The following is a 17,159-nucleotide window of genomic DNA, read 5'->3' as shown; positions in this document are numbered from 1 at the left end:
TTTCGCCTACCTAATTATGCGGGTGGTCAATACCCCACACGTTTGGCATAAGCTACTCCCTTTATATACAAATCAGTTAACAGTCTATGAACATCGTTGTCATTTAATCCAAAATAGCCAGGGTCTATGCTGCGTCCATCAAGTCGTTAAGGAGACGCATTATGTTATTCGACCACTATTCCTTGCAGGCCCTATCGTTAAACAACCGTATCGTGATGCCGCCGATGACGCGTTCCCGCGCCGGAGCCGGTGATGTCGCTACCGATCAGATGGCGGAGTATTACGCCCAACGCGCCAGCGCCGGTTTAATTATCAGCGAAGGCACGCAGATTAGCCAACAGGGACAGGGTTATGCCTGGACGCCGGGCATCTATAATGAAGCGCAGATCGCCGGCTGGAAAAAAGTCACCTCTGCGGTACACCAGGCGGGAGGCAAAATTTTTGCCCAGCTCTGGCACGTAGGGCGTGTCTCCCATACCGTACTGCAGCCGGGCAATGCCGCGCCGGTTTCCTCGTCTGCTATTCAGGCTGAAGGGGTGAAGGTCTTTGTCGATGTCGAAGGCCGCGGCCCGGAAAACGGCGTCGGTGAAATGGTGCAGCACTCGATGCCGCGCGCTCTGACTCGCGAAGAGATCCCGGCTATCATCGAACAATATGCGCAGGCCGCGCGTAACGCTATGGCCGCCGGTTTTGATGGCGTAGAACTACACGGTGCGAATGGCTATCTGATTAATCAGTTTATTGATTCACGAGAAAACCAGCGCACCGATGAGTACGGTGGTTCGTTAACCAATCGCCTGCGTTTCCTCAAAGAAGTCGCGCAGGCCGTTGCCGATGCGATTGGGAAAGAGAAACTGGGTATCCGCCTGGCGCCGCTGACCACCTTGATGGGGTCAAAAGACGATACGCCGGAAGCCACCTATCTGGCGGCGGCCAGCGTCCTCAATGATATCGGCATCGCCTATATCCATATCGCCGAAGCCGACTGGGACGACGCGCCGGTGATGCCCGCCGCCTTTAAAGAAGCGCTGCGCCAGGTGTTCCGCGGCACGATGATTTATTCAGGGAAATACACCGTAGAACGTGCCGAAGAGGCGCTGGCTAAGGGCTGGGCCGACCTGATTGGTTTTGGTCGCCCGTTTATCGCCAACCCGGATCTGCCCTATCGCCTGCAACACAACCTACCGCTGAACCAGCCAATCAGAGAGCAGTTTTTCGGCGGTGGTAAAGAGGGCTACCTCGACTACCCTACCGTCGATGGGAAGTAAACGGAGCAAATCGCTTCATAGTCCTTAAATAAAAAACCCGGCAGCGCTGTGGCATGCCGGGTTAAAAATAAGACTTTCGACGTTTATGTATAATTAATCAATGTGATTAATTATTTATACACTTCCGCCGTTGCTTCAAAGTTCGGCCCATGTTCACGCGCCGCGGTAATAATATAATATTTACCGCCCTTCTCATCTGCCAGCTTAGAAAGCTGGTCGTGCAGGTCAGAAGGTGAAGAGAATTGCCCGCCAGACGGCCCCACAGAAATACTGCCCACGTGAGTCAGTTTGAAATGCGAAGCTTCTTCTTTAGTAATTAATTGCGCTGCCGAGGCGCCAAAGGCAACAGCAGAAAGAGCTAAAGCGACTAATACCTTTTTCATCCTACATTCTCCTTGGATTAGAGCCTAATTGAGGCTCTTTCAGTATAGACACTAGATTAATAAGCGCGCTATTTATCGGATTATTTTTCACCGTTCACCGCGCTTAGTAGCGCGACGGTACCCCTTCCGGACGGGTCTTAAAACGACGATGCAGCCACATGTACTGTTCCGGCGCCATCAGGATACATTGCTCAATAATTTTGTTCATCCATCTGGCGGTGGTTTCCGGAGAATCCAGCGGCGGCGTCGCCTCAGGCTGCAGCGCAATCAGCTCATACCCGGCACCATTGGGCTTTCTTCGCGGAACAAAAGGAACGATGGTGGCTTTTGACATTCTCGCCAGCATCCAGGTACCGGTGGTGGTCGCAGCATTATCCACATTGAAAAAGGGAACAAATACGCTACTGGCGCGACCATAATCATGATCCGGAGCGTACCAGAGGATCTCGCCCTCTTTCAGCGACTTAACCATACCTTTCAAGTTTTTACGATCCAGCATCGTCTTGTTAGAACGCAGCCGTCCCCAGGTTTGCAGCCAGTCGATCAGCGGATTATCATTTGGCCGGTAAACGCCAATCCCCGGCGTGAACATGCCAAACATCCGCGCGCCGAGTTCCAGGGTCAGAAAGTGAATGCCAATTAGCAAAATACCCTGCTTCTGTTCCTGCAGTTCAACGACTTCATTGACGCCACTGGTCTCAGTCCAGCGCTCGACGCGATGGGTTGGCCAGAACCATGCCATGCCGGTTTCCATCAACCCCATGCCCAAAGATTCAAAATTCTTAACCAACATTTCATGACGCTGCGCCGGGCTGAGGTGAGGAAAGCAGAGCTCAAGATTGCGCTGCGCAATACGTACCCTTCCGCGCAAAAAATGCATAGATAAACGCCCCAGACCATGGCCCAGACGATAGATCAGCGGATAAGGAAGTTGTACCACCAGCCACAATAAGCCAATGCCCAGCCATGCCGGCCAGTAACGCGGGTGTAATAATGAAAGAGAGAATTTGGGTAAATGCGACATCTGACTATTGCTCTTCAGGATCCTTGATTTACATGCCAGTGGGAGGCCTCAGTCCGAATTTGCGGATAAGGTACCCGATCCACAACATTTAGTTTTTTCCTATTCGTGCGGTAATACGCATACAAGCGTAGAGTATAACCTCTACACTGCCCTGGTATTAAACGAACTGTGTAACAAATTTATTATTAATTTTTTCGTACAGTGGCACGCAAGCTAAAGTTTGCGTTATTCATCTTCAACAATAAATAAATAGCCTTCGAAGAAACCTCCCCGAAGGCTGAATATTGTTATGAACGAATGAAAGCCAGCAGATCGGCGTTAATCACATCCGCATGTGACGTGTGCATACCATGCGGTAAGCCCGGATAAATTTTCAGCTCGCTATTCGCTAAGAGTTTATCCTGCAAAATGGCGGCATTCTTATAAGGAACAACCTGGTCGTCGTCGCCCTGCATCACCAGCACCGGCACCGTAATCGCTTTTAGATCGTCGGTCTGATCGGTTTCAGAGAAGGCTTTAATCCCTTCATAATGGGCTTTCGCGCTACCGGTCATCCCCTGACGCCACCAGTTTTGAATGGTACCTTGCGAAACCTCTGCGCCATCTCGGTTAAAACCATAGAACGGGCCACTGGCAACATCGAGATAGAACTGTGAGCGATTAGCAGCAAGCGCCTTGCGGAAACCGTCAAACACTTCGATGGGCGTACCGCCGGGGTTATTGTCGGTTTTCACCATTAACGGCGGTACGGAACTAATTAATACTGCTTTGGCTACACGACCCTGCGGTTGACCATATTTAGCCACATAGCGCGCGACCTGGCCGCCGCCGGTTGAATGACCAACATGAACAGCGTTATGTAAATCCAGACTTTCCACTACCGCGGAAGCATCGGCCGCATAGTGGTCCATATCGTGACCTTCACTTACCTGATCGGAGCGCCCATGCCCGCGACGATCGATGGCGATGACGCGAAAACCCTGTGCGAGGAAAAACAGCATCTGGTTATCCCAGTCATCAGCGCTTAACGGCCAGCCATGGTGGAACACAATCGGCTGAGCCTCTTTCGGCCCCCAGTCTTTAAAATAAATATTAACGCCATCTTTAGTTGTTACGAATGCCATATCACGAACTCCTCCATTGAAAATATGACAACTTCTCATTAACATTCAATTGGTTACATTCAGCGCTGATATGATGTTTTCCCTTACTTGCGAAAAACCTCAATGGCAACGGCGCCACAAAGTGTAGAAGATGATGGCTCATTTAGCTCATCCCTCAGCAATTTAATATCATCGCAGAAACTAAAATACGCTTTGTACCGTTTAGCGTTAGTGCATATTACCTATTGATAAAATATGCCTTTCCGATATTTTTTATTTATAGATAAATATCAGTGCGTTATGTCAAAAAGGAATAATTAGAATATTTTCCTCTTATACTTACGTTTTACTGTAAATTTATCTCAAATAGATTTCTTCAGATTATTCCCCGAGAAAAAAGAATAAACCAAATTCCACCGCAGGTGCGTCTCACTGACCTTATCCACGCAGAATGTTTGCTGTTAATTGTGAGCCAGGCAACGTCCTGAGCGATGCCCTTCCTCAAATGCTGTACAAACCGCAGAAAACCGCCATACTCAGGCACAAAACCTGTGATTTTCAAGGGGTAAAATTTGCCTGTAGCAATCCCGGATAGCAAAACGAATAAGAAAGGAATGACTGCGATGCACTACAAATTGGTTAAGCAACTCAAAGATGATAATACATTAAGAAAAAGCTTTATTGATTTAGCCATCAAAACGTTCGATCTATCCTTTGACGCCTGGTATCAGCAAGGGTACTGGAGCGAATCCTATATCCCTTACGCTTTCGTTGATAAGAATAAAGTTATCGCCAACGCCTCCGCGAATATTATTGATCTGGTCTGGCAAGGCCAACCCCGACGCTATATTCAAATAGGTACGGTAATGACCAATATTGATTACCGTAATAAAGGGCTTGCCGGACAGTTGATACAACATATCCTTGATGACTGGCGTGACAAAGCGGATGCTTTTTTCCTGTTCGCCAACTCTACTACCGTCGACTTCTATCCCAAATTTGGCTTTACGCGGACCGACGAATATCAATATGTGGCACCCGTTTCGCCTACTCCCGGCGACTTCCGTAAACTGGATATGGATAGCGCACAGGATATTGCCCTGCTTAAGCACTACTACCAGAAGTCCAACCCCTTTTCACAGCTACGAGTGGAGAATAACTTCGGCCTGCTGATGTTTTACTGTTCGGCGTTTATGAAGCATTTTGTCTACTACTCGGAGAAAAACCAGGCCGTCGCCATTGCGATGCAAAGCGCCCATGAGCTTATCTGCTTTGATATTTTTTGCGATGCCGGACAATCCATGGCGACCATTATCAATGAACTCGCCCAGCCGCAATCGCAACAGGCAGTGCTAGGTTTTACGCCGAAGGAAGCGCGCCTGGGCGAGTACGAAAAAATAGACGGCGACGATATGTTGTTTATCTATTCGACTAAAGAGAACATCTTCCACGACAACAAATTGATGTTCCCGCTGCTGGCGCACGCCTGATGCCGGGCCGCAGGTCATCTATTTAACCTGCGGCTGGTCGGTGTTGTTTCTTCCTGGAAAACCAAATAAACAGTACAATTGATTGTTGTTTTTTTGTTAAATCCAGGAGAAGCGCCACTTGCCCCTTTTTGATCTGCAGGATCTCTACGCCTTTTTAGCCCTCAGCGAGCACGGCAGCTTTCGCTACGCCGCCGAGGCGATTTGCATTTCGCAATCGGCGTTAAGCAGGCGAATTGAGAAGCTGGAAACCGCTTTAGGGGTGAGATTGTTTGAAAGAACCACTCGCCGGGTGACCCTCACGCAAACCGGCAGAGCTTTCGCCCCAAAGGCGCAGCATCTGCTTTCCGAATTCGAAGATGCCCTGGACGGTATTAGCGACCGCGCCGCCTTCGGCAACGGGCTGGTGACGGTTGCCTGTGTCCCCTCAGCCGCTAACTATTTTATGCCGCAGGTTATCAGCCAATTCCGTCTGCGTTTTCCCAAAGCGCGGATCAAGGTCATTGATACCAGCGCCGGAAATGTTTATAGCGCCGTGCAGAATCACCAGGCGGATTTCGGCCTGAGTTTTCTCTCCGAAATCGCGTCCGAGGTGGTATTTACGCCGCTGGTCCATGAACGCTACCTGGCGGTTTGCCGACGAGACGATCCGCTGGCGCAGCGTAACAGCCTCAGCTGGCAAGAATTTTTTAACCACGATTACATCTGGCTTGATAAGATCTCCGGCAATCGCCACCTGCTGGACGGCGCCCTGAGCGACGTAGGGCCACGACGCACTGCAGTTTGTGAAACCCGCCACGTGACGACCATGCTGGGTATGGTTGATGCCGGCCTCGGTATTGCGGCCATCCCGGCGATGGCGCTGCCGGCCTATGCACACCACGCGTTAGCCAGTATTCCGCTAGTGGAACCAGAGGTGAAAAGGCAGGTGGGGCTGATAAAAAAAGCGGGCAGAGCATTACCTCCTCTGGCCGCCGAACTCGAAAAAGCCATTACCGATTTTTACCATCCCACCGCATAATTAGCCCTCTTCCGGTAATTCGCAGGCGTTGGCGGGTAAAGGATCCATGCCTGTGCGACGGATTTCCGCCTGCGCCGGGACTGAAGCCAGATAGCACAGCAACTGCTTCGCCTGCGACTGCGCGGATGAATCGGCAACTACGGCGCCCGCGAAGCGGGTAACGTATTGCACTTCATCCGGCAAACGGCCAACGAACGTCACGCCGCTGACCGGCAACAGTTCGCTAACCTGCTGAAACCCTATCGCGTAGTCCCCTTTTGCCACCAGCGAAGCAACGGGGATTTTTTCGATCATTTTTGCTTTGGGGCTCGCCTGCGCGGCAATATCCAGTTTGCTGAACAGCTCCTTTTCAACATAGCGCCCACTGGCGCTATCCGAATAGGCGATGGATTTCGCCTGCAGCAATGTTTGTTTCAACGCGGCGACGCTGCTGATATCCGGTACCGGGGCCCCTTTTGGCACGACGGCGCCAATACGTGAATCCGCCAGTTCAATACGCGACCCCGGCATCACTTTGCCCTGCTTTTGCAAATCATCCAGGGCGTATCCCACCATAATCACCACATCCGCCTTTTGCCCTGCCGCCAGGCGGTTCGGTATCGCCTCCGCGGATTTCCCCATCGAGGGACCATGAATGATATGTAAGGTATTGCCGCTTTTTTGCTGATAGTCGGGCGCCAGTTTATCCAACGCCGCGGAGAAGCCGCCGGAAATCATCACCGTGATCTCCTGCGCGACGGCAACATGCGCATAGCCGCAGGTGAATACCACTAACGAGAAAACCCATGATTTACGTTGCATATTCACCTCTTAACCTAAAGAATTTTGCGTTTTCAATGCCTGTCGGGAAACGCGTTGATAGAGATACAGCGTCGCCAGTAGCGCGCAGATTGCCGCAAAACTCATCCAGTAGCCGGGCGCCGCCTTATCCCCGGTGATTTTAATTAACGCAGTGGACATCGCCGGCGTAAAACCGCCAAACAGAGCGGTAGCCAGGCTGTAAGCCAGGGAAAAACCAGCGACCCTGACCGACCTGGGCATAATTTCCGTCAGCGCGGGGATCATCGCGCCGTTGTAGATGCCGTAAATAAAGGAGAGCCACAGCAGCACGGACAACATCATGGCGAAGTCCGGCATGCGGGCCAGCAGCGATAACGCAGGCCAACTGGTGAAAATAGCCAGCAGCGTCATGCTGACCAGCACGGGTTTACGACCAAACTTATCGGAAAGCATGCCGCCGATAGGCAGCCAGATGAAATTGGAGATAGCCACCAATAGCGTGACCAGCAGGCTATCCGAGGCGCTTAATAACAACACGTTTTTGCCAAAGGTTGGCGCGTAGACCGTGATCAAATAGAACGCGGTAGTGGTCATGGCCACCATTAACATCCCCGCAATCACCACCCGCCAGTTTGCCAGCAGAATAGTCAGCGATTGTCCTAAGGTCGGATGTTCCTTACGCTCCGTATACTCCGCGGTTTCATTCAGGTTGCGGCGTAAAAAGAAGATAAAAGGCACGATCAGGCAGCCAATCGCGAACGGGATTCGCCATCCCCACTGATGCAGACTCGACTCACTGAGCAGCATATTGAGCAGATAGCCCAATGAAGCGGCCACCATAATCGAGACCTGCTGACTGGCAGATTGCCAACTGGTATAGAACCCTTTACGTCCAGGTGTCGCCATTTCTGCGAGGTAAACCGAGACGCCGCCCAGTTCCGCACCAGCAGAAAAGCCCTGCAACAGTCGGCCGCACAGCACCAGCGCCGGCGCCCACAAACCGATAGTCTGATAACCTGGCACCAGCACGATCAGGATGGTTCCCATCGCCATAATCGACAACGTGCCGATTAAACCTTTACGTCTGCCGACCTTGTCAATCCAGGCGCCTAACACCACGGCGCCAACGGGCCGCATCAAGAACCCGGCGCCGAAAACGGCGAAGGTCATCATTAAGGAAGCGAATTCATTTTCGGAAGGAAAAAAAGTATGGGCAATATAGGTGGCGTAAAAACCAAATAAAAAGAAGTCAAACTGCTCAAGAAAATTCCCTGAGGTCACTTGCAGGATCACTTTGGCCCTGGCGCGAAACACTGAAGTAGCGGCAGTTGCGGACATCACACTCTCCCTGATTAACTGAATAGTTAACTCTCATTAACATTTAGGTAACCGTAAGAGTGCGGGAAGTTGTAGCCAGGAATAAGCGCATTTTGCGCATCTATTGATGCGTCTGACACATTAATAAAGCCTGCGAGTGAAGCGACGTCAACAATGACGGGGCGATGGGTTCCCCCTTCCGCCCCGCCTCTAAACACTGATAGTGTGAACTCCGCTGCATTTCCATCCCCGGCAATCCGGGCTTGAGCGGGCGTTTTAACGTATATCGCGCACGGCAACGTGATCCATGTCGTCAAAGACCTGGTTCTCGCCAACCATCCCCCAGATGAAGGTATAAGCGCGGGTACCCACCCCTGAGTGAATCGACCAGCTTGGTGAAATCACCGCCTGCTCGTTATGCATCACAATATGACGGGTCTCCTGCGGTTGTCCCATCATATGGAACACGCAGGCATCCTCATCCATGTTGAAATAGAAATAGACCTCCATCCGCCGCTCATGGGTATGGCAAGGCATGGTGTTCCACAGGTTACCCGGCGCCAGTTCGGTCAGGCCCATGCTGAGCTGACAGGTTTCCAGTACATCCGGCACGAAATATTTATTGATGGTGCGGCGGTTGCTGGTCAGGTTGTCACCCAGCGTCACCGGCGCTACATCGGCAGGAGTGACTTTCTTCGTTGGATAAGTGGTATGCGCCGGGGCGCAGTTGTAGTAAAACTTCGCCGGTTTTGCATGGTCGACGCTGGTAAACACCACCTCTTTCGCCCCCTTACCGACGTACAGCGCCTCACGGTGGCCGATTTCATAGCATTGGCCATCAACGGTAATACAACCCGGGCCGCCGATATTAATCACCCCTAACTCACGGCGTTCGAGGAAATAGCTTACCCCAAGCTGTTTACCGACTTCGCCACCCACCGACACCCCGCGCTGCACCGGCATAACGCCGCCAACAATAATGCGGTCAATATGGCTGTACACCATGGTGTATTCATCAGCCACAAACACTCGTTCAACTAAAAACTCATTACGCAGCCCCTGGGTATCCAGAGTTTTCGCATGCGCGCTGTGGATACTTTGTCTTACGTCCACGTTAGCCTCCAGGCAGATTCTTGAATGACAAAGCCCTCCTGCGGAGGGCAGAGATTAATGACAAACCTCATGCAAACATTGAGCTTGCAAATTGCACCAGACAAATAACAAGGAAAATCAATTTATTGATTTTCGGCTGATGACCACAAAGAAGGAAAAACCACGCTTTTTCCTTCTTTGTCAGCAGTCTGAGCCCTCCTGCGGAGGGCGAAAATAGATTAGTGATTTGCCGATGGCGCCACGCTGGCGCCAGGCGCTTTCACCACCTGCGCGTTGCCAAAGCGTTTGGCATACAAGGCGGTAATAATCGGTACTAAAATCGCGGTGACGATGACGCTTGCCGCGACCAGCGCCGTCGCCGAAGCGGCCACCGGTTCAAAGGCCGGATTAATCTGCGCGATGATCACCGGGTTCGCAACCGCCGCGCCCGCTGCGGAAGAAGCCGCGACGCCAGCTGTCCCGTTACCGCCGCCGATAACCCGGTCAGCAATAATCAACGGAATGCCGGTAATGATGATGACCGCCACGCCAAGCACAATCCCCAGCAGTCCGGTATCCAGAATCACGCTCAGATTGATGGTGTTGCCCAGCGCAAAGCCAAAGAACGGAATCAGCACCGGGGTGGCTTTGCTAAAGAAAGCGCGGAAGTCGTGGTCGAGGTTACCTAAGGCAAAGCCCACCAGGAATGGCAGCACCGCGCCGATAAAATGGTGAGGCTCGAAGGAAGCCAGACCGGCGGAGCCAAGGATAACCATCGTCATCAGCGGCCCGGACTCCAGCGACATCAATACAAACGCGCCGGACTCTTCTTTACTGCCGTACTGATTCATCAGGCTGGCGTACAGGCCACCGTTGGTCATATCCATTGCCGAGACAATTGCCAACACCGACAGTCCGGCAAAGAAACCGGTCTGGACGCCGTTTTCCGGAATGACCATCGCGGCGATAAAAGCGACGATCCAGGCGACGGCAATTTTGGTGATCACTAACGTGCCGGATTTACGTAATACGGTACCGGTGGCGCGCAAATCGATCGATGCGCCGATACAGAAAAACCACACCGCCAGGATCGGTACCGTGCCGCCAATCATGCCTTTGGTGAATGAACCAAAGTAATTACCGGTATCCGGCGCCAGGGTATTAAGCACCGCGCCAAGCAGCAATGGAACCAGCATCATGCCGCCAGGGATACGTTCAATGGTTGCTTTGATCTTCATTTTTTATCCTCATCTCCACCCCACCTGAACGGCAAGGATGTGACTTATTCTTTCAATATCGTTTGAAAAAATTCTTACTGTTCATTGCATTACGAACAGATGAGAAAAGTCAGGAGTCTCAGGGTTGTGCGCACCACACTGATACCATGCCGTTATCATTGATCATGTGAAATAATGATTCAATGAAAACAAAACAGCGTTTTAGTTACCGTCATCACATATCAAAAAGAAATCGAACGATGGGTATTTATTGAAACGTTAGCGGAGGAGTAGATGCGATGTTGCGGCGATCGGAAGCAGGATGAAAGCGGATGAACAACCACGCCAGCTCGAGTAACGGAACCAGCACGGCAAATTGACTCGATTTTCGAGGAATGTCCCAAATATGACCCACAAAGAAAAATCAGCGATTGGGAGGGAATTGATAAGTGGTTGATTTTAAATGGCACGCCCTACAGGATTCGAACCTGTGACCTACGGCTTAGAAGGCCGTTGCTCTATCCAGCTGAGCTAAGGGCGCACTGAGAAGCAGGAGCTTCGGGAGGTGCAATCGCGTGAAATTATACGGTCAACCTCCGGTGAGTCAATGCATTTTGCCCGGAAAAGACAGCAGCATAGCGAGCTTGTCGATTATTAACGCGATGTCTGGTTAAGGATTGTTCGCCCTTTCCGTTCGCGACTGGCCCTCTACGCCGCCACGGCGCAGATAAATAGCCTGTTTCGCCCTTCTCGCGGCGGAAAACCGATAAAAACGCAAACGATAACTGACAGCGAGGCTGGCTTCTGACAAAATATCCACATCCCCCTTTCGTAAAGTGACAGATGGAATCCTCTCTCTGATGGCAGCAAAAATTATTGACGGTAAAACGATTGCGCAGCAGGTGCGCTCTGAGGTCGCGGAAAAAGTGAAGGCGCGCGTAGCGGCCGGAAAACGCGCCCCCGGGCTCGCCGTTGTGCTGGTCGGCAGCAACCCTGCGTCGCAGATTTATGTCGGCAGCAAACGCAAGGCATGTGAAGAGGTGGGTTTCGTCTCCCGCTCTTACGATCTCCCGGAAACCACCAGCGAAGCCGAGCTGCTGGAACTTATCGACACGCTGAATGCCGATAATACTATCGACGGCATCCTGGTACAGCTGCCGCTGCCTGCCGGTATCGACAACGTTAAAGTCCTCGAGCGCATTGCGCCGGACAAAGACGTCGACGGCTTCCATCCGTATAACGTTGGTCGGCTGTGTCAACGCGCGCCGCGTCTGCGTCCATGTACGCCGCGCGGTATCGTTACCCTGCTTGAGCGCTACAATATCGATACCTATGGCCTCAACGCGGTGGTGATTGGCGCTTCTAACATCGTCGGTCGTCCGATGAGCATGGAGCTGCTGCTGGCGGGCTGTACCACCACCGTCACCCACCGTTTCACCAAAAACCTGCGCCACCACGTTGAAAATGCCGATCTGCTGATTGTCGCGGTCGGTAAACCGGGCTTTATCCCGGGCGAGTGGATTAAAGAAGGCGCCATCGTGGTGGACGTCGGCATTAACCGTCTGGAAAGCGGCAAAGTGGTCGGCGACGTGGTGTTTGAAGACGCGGCGGAACGCGCGTCCTACATTACGCCAGTGCCTGGCGGCGTCGGCCCGATGACCGTAGCGACCCTCATTCAGAATACGCTGCAGGCGTGCGAAGAGTATCACGACATTCAGGAGGCCTAAGATGGCGAATTTTTCTCTGGGCAAACACCCGCATGTTGAACTGTGTGACCTGCTGAAGCTGGAAGGCTGGAGCGAAAGCGGCGCGCAGGCCAAAATCTTTATCGCCGAAGGGCTGGTGAAAGTCGACGGCGCGGTGGAAACCCGCAAACGCTGTAAAATCGTCGCCGGGCAAACGGTGACCTTTGACGGTCAAAGCATTACTGTGATCGCATGAACAAAAACGCCCGGCTAACCGGGCGTTTTTTATGGTTTACTTACGGCGCCAGGTGGTACCCTGCGGGCCGTCTTCTAACACAATCCCCATCTCGTTAAGACGATCGCGCGCCGCATCCGCCGCCGCCCAGTCCTTCGCTTTACGCGCATCCAGACGCTGTTGAATAAGCCTTTCGATTTCCGCCACTTCGCCATCATCGGCCTGCGCGCCGCTCTGCAGGAAAGCGTCCGGCTCCTGCTCAAGCAGCCCCAGCACCGAAGAGAGCTTACGCATATGGGCCGCCAGCGCGTTCGCGGCCGCCGCGTCTTCCGTTTTCAGGCGGTTCACTTCACGCGCCATATCGAACAGCACCGAGTAGGCTTCCGGGGTATTGAAGTCGTCATCCATCGCTTCAATAAAGCGCGCTTCGAAGGCTTCGCCGCCGGCAGGCTGCGCGGATTTGTCGGTCCCGCGCAGCGCGGTGTACAGACGCTCCAGCGCCGAACGCGCCTGCTTGAGGTTCTCTTCGCTGTAGTTCAGCTGGCTGCGATAGTGGCCGGACATCAGGAAGTAGCGGATGGTTTCGGCATCGTAGTACTTCAGCACGTCGCGGACGGTAAAGAAGTTACCCAGCGATTTCGACATTTTCTCGCGATCGACCATCACCATTCCGGAGTGCATCCAGTAGTTGACGTATTCGCCGTCGTGGGCGCAGGTCGATTGCGCGATTTCGTTTTCGTGATGCGGGAACATCAGATCCGAACCGCCGCCGTGAATATCAAAGTGATTACCCAGCTGTTTGCAGTTCATCGCCGAGCATTCAATGTGCCAGCCTGGACGCCCTTCACCCCACGGTGACGGCCAGCTCGGCTCGCCCTCTTTTGACATCTTCCACAGGACGAAGTCCATTGGGTTACGCTTGACGTCAACCACGTCGACACGAGCGCCCGCCTGCAGCTGGTCGAGATCCTGGCGCGACAGCAAACCGTAGTTAGGGTCGGTCGGCACGTCGAACATCACGTCGCCGTTATCCGCCACATAAGCGTGACCGCGGGCGATCAGCTGCTCGGTGATTTCGATAATTTCAGCGATATGGTGGGTGGCGCGCGGCTCGTTGTCCGGGCGCAGAATGTTCAGAGCGTCAAAATCTTTATGCATTTCGGCGATCATGCGATCGACCAGCGCGACAAAGCTTTCGCCATTTTCATTAGCGCGCTTAATGATTTTATCGTCTATATCGGTAATGTTGCGCACGTACTTCAGCTTGTAACCAAGGAAGCGCAGATAGCGAGCGACAACGTCGAAGGAGACGAAGGTGCGGCCATGGCCGATATGACAGAGATCGTAAACGGTAATTCCACACACGTACATGCCAACTTCCCCGGCATGAATAGGTTTAAATTCTTCTTTTTGGCGCGTCAGTGTATTAAAAATTTTTAACATCGAAGATTCCGTGTAGACGTGTGTGGATATAAGTCGCTTATTCTAACCCTAATTCAAACCGGAAGCAGCACACATTGCAAGGTGCATCGACCCCCGCGGTTATGCTATAACAGCCACCTATGTCATACCCAACCTTGGGTTCAGCACTACAATCATCGGAACAGGATGCAAAAATGGTTACTTTCCACACCAATCATGGCGATATCGTAATCAAAACGTTTGACGACAAAGCGCCGGAAACAGTTAAAAACTTCCTGGACTACTGCCGCGAAGGTTTCTACGACAACACCATTTTCCACCGTGTTATCAACGGCTTCATGATTCAGGGCGGCGGCTTTGAGCCGGGCATGAATCAGAAAGCGACCAAATCTCCGATTCAGAACGAAGCTAACAACGGTCTGAAAAATACCCGTGGTACGCTGGCGATGGCCCGCACTCAGGCCCCGCACTCCGCCACCGCGCAGTTCTTCATCAACGTAGTAGACAACGACTTCCTGAACTTCTCTGGCGAAAGCCTGCAGGGTTGGGGCTACTGCGTCTTTGCCGAAGTGGTTGAAGGCATGGACGTGGTCGACAAAATCAAAGCGGTTGCCACCGGCCGCAGCGGCATGCACCAGGATGTGCCGAAAGAGGATGTTGTCATCAAAAGCGTCACCGTCAGCGAATAATTCGTGGCGACACTTTTTATTGCAGACCTGCATCTGCAAACAGAAGAACCGGCGATCACCGCCGGTTTTCTGCGTTTTTTACAGGGGGAAGCCCGTCAGGCTGACGCCCTGTATATCCTTGGCGATCTGTTCGAGGCGTGGATCGGTGATGACGATCCGAACCCGCTGCATCAGCAAATCGCTTCGGCCATCAAAGCCGTCGTCGACGCCGGCGTACCCTGCTACTTCATCCACGGCAACCGCGATTTTCTCGTCGGCCAGCGCTTCGCCCGCCAGAGCGGCATGATCCTGCTCACTGAAGAAGAGCGGCTGGATCTCTATGGCCGTGAAGTGTTGATTATGCATGGCGACACTTTATGTACCGACGACCCCGGTTACCTGGCGTTTCGCGCTAAAGTCCATACCCCGTGGATCCAACGTCTGTTTCTCGCCCTGCCGCTGTTTATCCGCCGCCGCATCGCCGCTAAAATGCGCGCCGATAGCAAAGCCGCCAACAGCAGCAAATCGATGGAAATTATGGATGTGAATCCGCAGGCGGTCGTTGACGCGATGGAGCGGCATCAGGTGCAGTGGCTGATTCACGGACATACCCATCGCCCGGCCGTCCATGAACTGCTGGCCAACGGTCAGCCCGCATGGCGCGTGGTCCTCGGCGCGTGGCACAGCGAAGGGTCAATGGTGAAAGTCAGCGCCGACGGCGTCGAACTCATCTATTTCCCGTTTTAATTTCGCCAACGATTTCCCTGTATTTCCGCCGACGCAACCGTTTTCCTTGCCGGGATATCGTGCTATTCTCTGTGGCCTCTAAAGCAGTGTGAAGCACACCCACAGGAGTTTTCAGACGCATGTCTTCCCGCAATAATCCGGCGCGTATCGCCATCGTGATGGGGTCCAAAAGCGACTGGGCTACCATGCAGTTCGCCGCAGAAATCCTTGATACCCTGAACGTTCCGCACCATGTTGAAGTGGTTTCCGCCCACCGTACGCCCGATAAATTGTTTAGCTTCGCCGAAAGCGCCGAAAGCAACGGTTATCAGGTGATCATCGCCGGTGCGGGTGGCGCGGCGCATTTGCCGGGCATGATTGCAGCGAAAACTCTGGTGCCGGTGCTTGGCGTGCCGGTTCAGAGCGCGGCATTAAGCGGCGTTGACAGCCTCTACTCTATCGTTCAAATGCCCCGCGGCATCCCGGTCGGCACGCTGGCCATCGGCAAAGCCGGCGCCGCTAACGCCGCCCTGCTCGCCGCGCAAATTCTCGCCCAGCATGATGCCGAACTGCACCAGCGTCTGAGCGCCTGGCGTCAGGCGCAAACCGATGAGGTGCTGGATAACCCGGACCCGCGAGGTGCGGCATGAAACAGGTTTGCGTCCTCGGTAACGGACAGTTAGGCCGCATGCTGCGTCAGGCCGGTGAACCGCTGGGCATCGCCGTCTGGCCGGTTGGCCTGGAAGCCGACCCGGAAGCGGTGCCATTCCAGCAAAGCGTCATCACCGCTGAAATCGAACGCTGGCCGGAAACAGCCCTGACCCGCGAACTGGCGCGCCATCCGGCTTTCGTCAACCGCGACGTTTTTCCGATCATCGCCGACCGCCTGACCCAGAAACAGTTGTTCGACAAACTTGGCCTCGCCACCGCGCCGTGGCAACTACTGGCGGATAAAAGCGAGTGGCCCGCCGTGTTTGCCCGTCTGGGCGAACTGGCTATCGTCAAGCGCCGCGTCGGCGGCTACGATGGCCGCGGCCAGTGGCGTCTACGCGAGAACGAAACCGCACAACTGCCGGATGATAATTACGGCGAGTGTATCGTCGAGCAGGGAATTAACTTCTCCGGCGAAGTGTCGCTGGTTGGTGCCCGCGGCCGCGACGGCAGCACGGTGTTTTATCCGCTGACCCGCAACCTGCACCAGGACGGCATTCTGCGCGCCAGCGTCGCCTTCCCGCAGGCCAATGCGCGCCAGCAGGCGCAGGCCGAAAGCATGCTGACGGCGATCATGAACGAGCTCGACTACGTGGGCGTGATGGCCATGGAGTGCTTCGTCACCGCCGAGGGACTGCTGATCAACGAACTGGCGCCGCGCGTGCACAACAGCGGCCACTGGACACAGAACGGGGCTTCCATTAGCCAGTTTGAACTGCACCTGCGCGCCATTACCGATTTGCCGCTGCCGCCGCCGGTGGTCAACAGCCCATCGGTGATGATCAACCTGATCGGCAGCGATCTGAACTACGACTGGCTGAAACTGCCGCTGGTACATCTGCACTGGTACGACAAAGAAGTTCGTCCGGGGCGTAAAGTCGGGCACCTGAATCTGACCGACAGCGATACCGATCGCCTGAGCGCCACGCTGGAAGCGCTGAAACCGCTCCTGCCAGCCGAATACGCCAGCGGCGTTTTCTGGGCGCAGTCGCAGCTTAATTAAGCCATTCGTGCCGGGGA

At 53.5% G+C, this 17,159-nt stretch carries 17 protein-coding genes and 1 tRNA gene; 9 read left to right on the top strand and 9 right to left on the bottom strand.

The features are described from left to right. The first annotated feature begins 161 nt into the window (after positions 1-161). A complete protein-coding gene (locus ABLU78_RS09525) occupies positions 162-1,268 on the top strand; it encodes an alkene reductase (protein WP_032712784.1) in 1,107 nt (368 codons plus the stop codon). A 110-nt stretch (positions 1,269-1,378) separates the two neighbouring features. Here ABLU78_RS09525 and ABLU78_RS09520 read toward each other — a convergent pair whose 3' ends face one another. From ABLU78_RS09520 to ABLU78_RS09510, 3 genes are all read right to left on the bottom strand, one after another. Then, positions 1,379-1,651, bottom strand: a complete 273-nt coding sequence (locus ABLU78_RS09520; protein WP_015367862.1) for a DUF1471 domain-containing protein — start codon at positions 1,649-1,651, stop codon at positions 1,379-1,381. A 103-nt stretch (positions 1,652-1,754) separates the two neighbouring features. After that, on the bottom strand, positions 1,755-2,675 hold the full coding sequence (locus tag ABLU78_RS09515) for a Kdo(2)-lipid IV(A) acyltransferase (protein WP_032712783.1): 921 nt from the start codon (positions 2,673-2,675) through the stop codon (positions 1,755-1,757). 287 nt (positions 2,676-2,962) lie between these two features. Then, positions 2,963-3,799, bottom strand: coding sequence for an alpha/beta hydrolase (locus tag ABLU78_RS09510; RefSeq protein WP_015367864.1), 837 nt, complete (start codon positions 3,797-3,799; stop codon positions 2,963-2,965). Positions 3,800-4,401: 602 nt separating this feature from the next. Here ABLU78_RS09510 and ABLU78_RS09505 point away from each other — a divergent pair. Both ABLU78_RS09505 and ABLU78_RS09500 read left to right on the top strand, forming a co-directional pair. Beyond that, entirely contained in the window at positions 4,402-5,268 is an 867-nt protein-coding gene (locus tag ABLU78_RS09505; protein WP_020079430.1) for a GNAT family N-acetyltransferase, read from the top strand. 118 nt (positions 5,269-5,386) lie between these two features. Further along, complete coding sequence (locus ABLU78_RS09500; protein ID WP_015704636.1) at positions 5,387-6,286, top strand: LysR family transcriptional regulator; 900 nt, start codon at positions 5,387-5,389, stop codon at positions 6,284-6,286. On the opposite strand, the gene ABLU78_RS09495 is transcribed toward ABLU78_RS09500, so the two are convergent. From ABLU78_RS09495 to ABLU78_RS09475, 5 genes are all read right to left on the bottom strand, one after another. After that, the gene (locus ABLU78_RS09495) at positions 6,287-7,087 is read right to left on the bottom strand and encodes a substrate-binding domain-containing protein (protein WP_047053335.1); all 801 of its coding nucleotides are present in this window, start codon (positions 7,085-7,087) and stop codon (positions 6,287-6,289) included. It abuts the gene before it with no gap. 9 nt (positions 7,088-7,096) lie between these two features. After that, a complete protein-coding gene (locus ABLU78_RS09490; RefSeq protein ID WP_015367869.1) occupies positions 7,097-8,404 on the bottom strand; it encodes an MFS transporter in 1,308 nt (435 codons plus the stop codon). A gap of 255 nt (positions 8,405-8,659) precedes the next feature. Then, positions 8,660-9,496, bottom strand: a complete 837-nt coding sequence (gene kduI / locus ABLU78_RS09485; protein ID WP_015367870.1) for a 5-dehydro-4-deoxy-D-glucuronate isomerase — start codon at positions 9,494-9,496, stop codon at positions 8,660-8,662. 218 nt (positions 9,497-9,714) lie between these two features. Further along, positions 9,715-10,713 (bottom strand): 2-keto-3-deoxygluconate transporter, encoded by a 999-nt coding sequence (gene kdgT, locus ABLU78_RS09480; protein ID WP_015704632.1) that lies wholly within the window; start codon positions 10,711-10,713, stop codon positions 9,715-9,717. Positions 10,714-11,156: 443 nt separating this feature from the next. Next, positions 11,157-11,233 (bottom strand) — tRNA-Arg (locus tag ABLU78_RS09475). A gap of 319 nt (positions 11,234-11,552) precedes the next feature. Between ABLU78_RS09475 and folD the strand changes: the two genes are divergently transcribed. Further along, the gene (gene folD, locus ABLU78_RS09470) at positions 11,553-12,419 is read left to right on the top strand and encodes a bifunctional methylenetetrahydrofolate dehydrogenase/methenyltetrahydrofolate cyclohydrolase FolD (RefSeq protein WP_015367875.1); all 867 of its coding nucleotides are present in this window, start codon (positions 11,553-11,555) and stop codon (positions 12,417-12,419) included. Between the two features lies 1 nt (position 12,420). After that, a complete protein-coding gene (gene ybcJ, locus ABLU78_RS09465) occupies positions 12,421-12,633 on the top strand; it encodes a ribosome-associated protein YbcJ (RefSeq protein ID WP_015367876.1) in 213 nt (70 codons plus the stop codon). Positions 12,634-12,669: 36 nt separating this feature from the next. On the opposite strand, the gene cysS is transcribed toward ybcJ, so the two are convergent. Then, the gene (cysS, locus tag ABLU78_RS09460) at positions 12,670-14,055 is read right to left on the bottom strand and encodes a cysteine--tRNA ligase (RefSeq protein WP_032707566.1); all 1,386 of its coding nucleotides are present in this window, start codon (positions 14,053-14,055) and stop codon (positions 12,670-12,672) included. A 173-nt stretch (positions 14,056-14,228) separates the two neighbouring features. Between cysS and ppiB the strand changes: the two genes are divergently transcribed. The 4 genes from ppiB (at position 14,229) to purK (ending at position 17,142) form a co-directional block, all read left to right on the top strand. Then, positions 14,229-14,723 carry a peptidylprolyl isomerase B gene (ppiB, locus tag ABLU78_RS09455; protein WP_015367878.1) on the top strand — a complete coding sequence of 165 codons (495 nt, stop codon included), beginning with the start codon at positions 14,229-14,231 and terminating at the stop codon, positions 14,721-14,723. A 3-nt stretch (positions 14,724-14,726) separates the two neighbouring features. Then, entirely contained in the window at positions 14,727-15,449 is a 723-nt protein-coding gene (gene lpxH / locus ABLU78_RS09450; RefSeq protein WP_015367879.1) for a UDP-2,3-diacylglucosamine diphosphatase, read from the top strand. 119 nt (positions 15,450-15,568) lie between these two features. Beyond that, complete coding sequence (purE, locus tag ABLU78_RS09445; RefSeq protein WP_015367880.1) at positions 15,569-16,078, top strand: 5-(carboxyamino)imidazole ribonucleotide mutase; 510 nt, start codon at positions 15,569-15,571, stop codon at positions 16,076-16,078. Further along, positions 16,075-17,142, top strand: a complete 1,068-nt coding sequence (gene purK / locus ABLU78_RS09440; RefSeq protein WP_015704628.1) for a 5-(carboxyamino)imidazole ribonucleotide synthase — start codon at positions 16,075-16,077, stop codon at positions 17,140-17,142. Before purE ends, purK begins: the two co-directional genes overlap by 4 nt. Positions 17,143-17,159: the final 17 nt, after the last annotated feature.

The sequence above is a fragment of the Klebsiella sp. JN_Kp122 genome, from assembly GCF_040062085.1.
In the GTDB taxonomy this organism is placed as follows: domain Bacteria; phylum Pseudomonadota; class Gammaproteobacteria; order Enterobacterales; family Enterobacteriaceae; genus Klebsiella; species Klebsiella aerogenes.
Note: the sequence above shows the minus strand (reverse complement) of the source record. Positions and strands in the feature narration are given on the sequence as shown.

Excerpts from the sequence above, each read along its gene's own strand:
- ABLU78_RS09525 (WP_032712784.1), top strand. The coding sequence starts at position 162 with ATGTTATTCGACCACTATTCCTTGCAGGCCCTATCGTTAAACAACCGT.
- ABLU78_RS09520 (WP_015367862.1), bottom strand. The coding sequence starts at position 1,651 with ATGAAAAAGGTATTAGTCGCTTTAGCTCTTTCTGCTGTTGCCTTTGGC.
- ABLU78_RS09515 (WP_032712783.1), bottom strand. The coding sequence starts at position 2,675 with ATGTCGCATTTACCCAAATTCTCTCTTTCATTATTACACCCGCGTTAC.
- ABLU78_RS09510 (WP_015367864.1), bottom strand. The coding sequence starts at position 3,799 with ATGGCATTCGTAACAACTAAAGATGGCGTTAATATTTATTTTAAAGAC.
- ABLU78_RS09505 (WP_020079430.1), top strand. The coding sequence starts at position 4,402 with ATGCACTACAAATTGGTTAAGCAACTCAAAGATGATAATACATTAAGA.
- ABLU78_RS09495 (WP_047053335.1), bottom strand. The coding sequence starts at position 7,087 with ATGCAACGTAAATCATGGGTTTTCTCGTTAGTGGTATTCACCTGCGGC.
- ABLU78_RS09490 (WP_015367869.1), bottom strand. The coding sequence starts at position 8,404 with ATGTCCGCAACTGCCGCTACTTCAGTGTTTCGCGCCAGGGCCAAAGTG.
- kdgT (WP_015704632.1), bottom strand. The coding sequence starts at position 10,713 with ATGAAGATCAAAGCAACCATTGAACGTATCCCTGGCGGCATGATGCTG.
- folD (WP_015367875.1), top strand. The coding sequence starts at position 11,553 with ATGGCAGCAAAAATTATTGACGGTAAAACGATTGCGCAGCAGGTGCGC.
- ybcJ (WP_015367876.1), top strand. The coding sequence starts at position 12,421 with ATGGCGAATTTTTCTCTGGGCAAACACCCGCATGTTGAACTGTGTGAC.
- cysS (WP_032707566.1), bottom strand. The coding sequence starts at position 14,055 with ATGTTAAAAATTTTTAATACACTGACGCGCCAAAAAGAAGAATTTAAA.
- ppiB (WP_015367878.1), top strand. The coding sequence starts at position 14,229 with ATGGTTACTTTCCACACCAATCATGGCGATATCGTAATCAAAACGTTT.
- purE (WP_015367880.1), top strand. The coding sequence starts at position 15,569 with ATGTCTTCCCGCAATAATCCGGCGCGTATCGCCATCGTGATGGGGTCC.
- purK (WP_015704628.1), top strand. The coding sequence starts at position 16,075 with ATGAAACAGGTTTGCGTCCTCGGTAACGGACAGTTAGGCCGCATGCTG.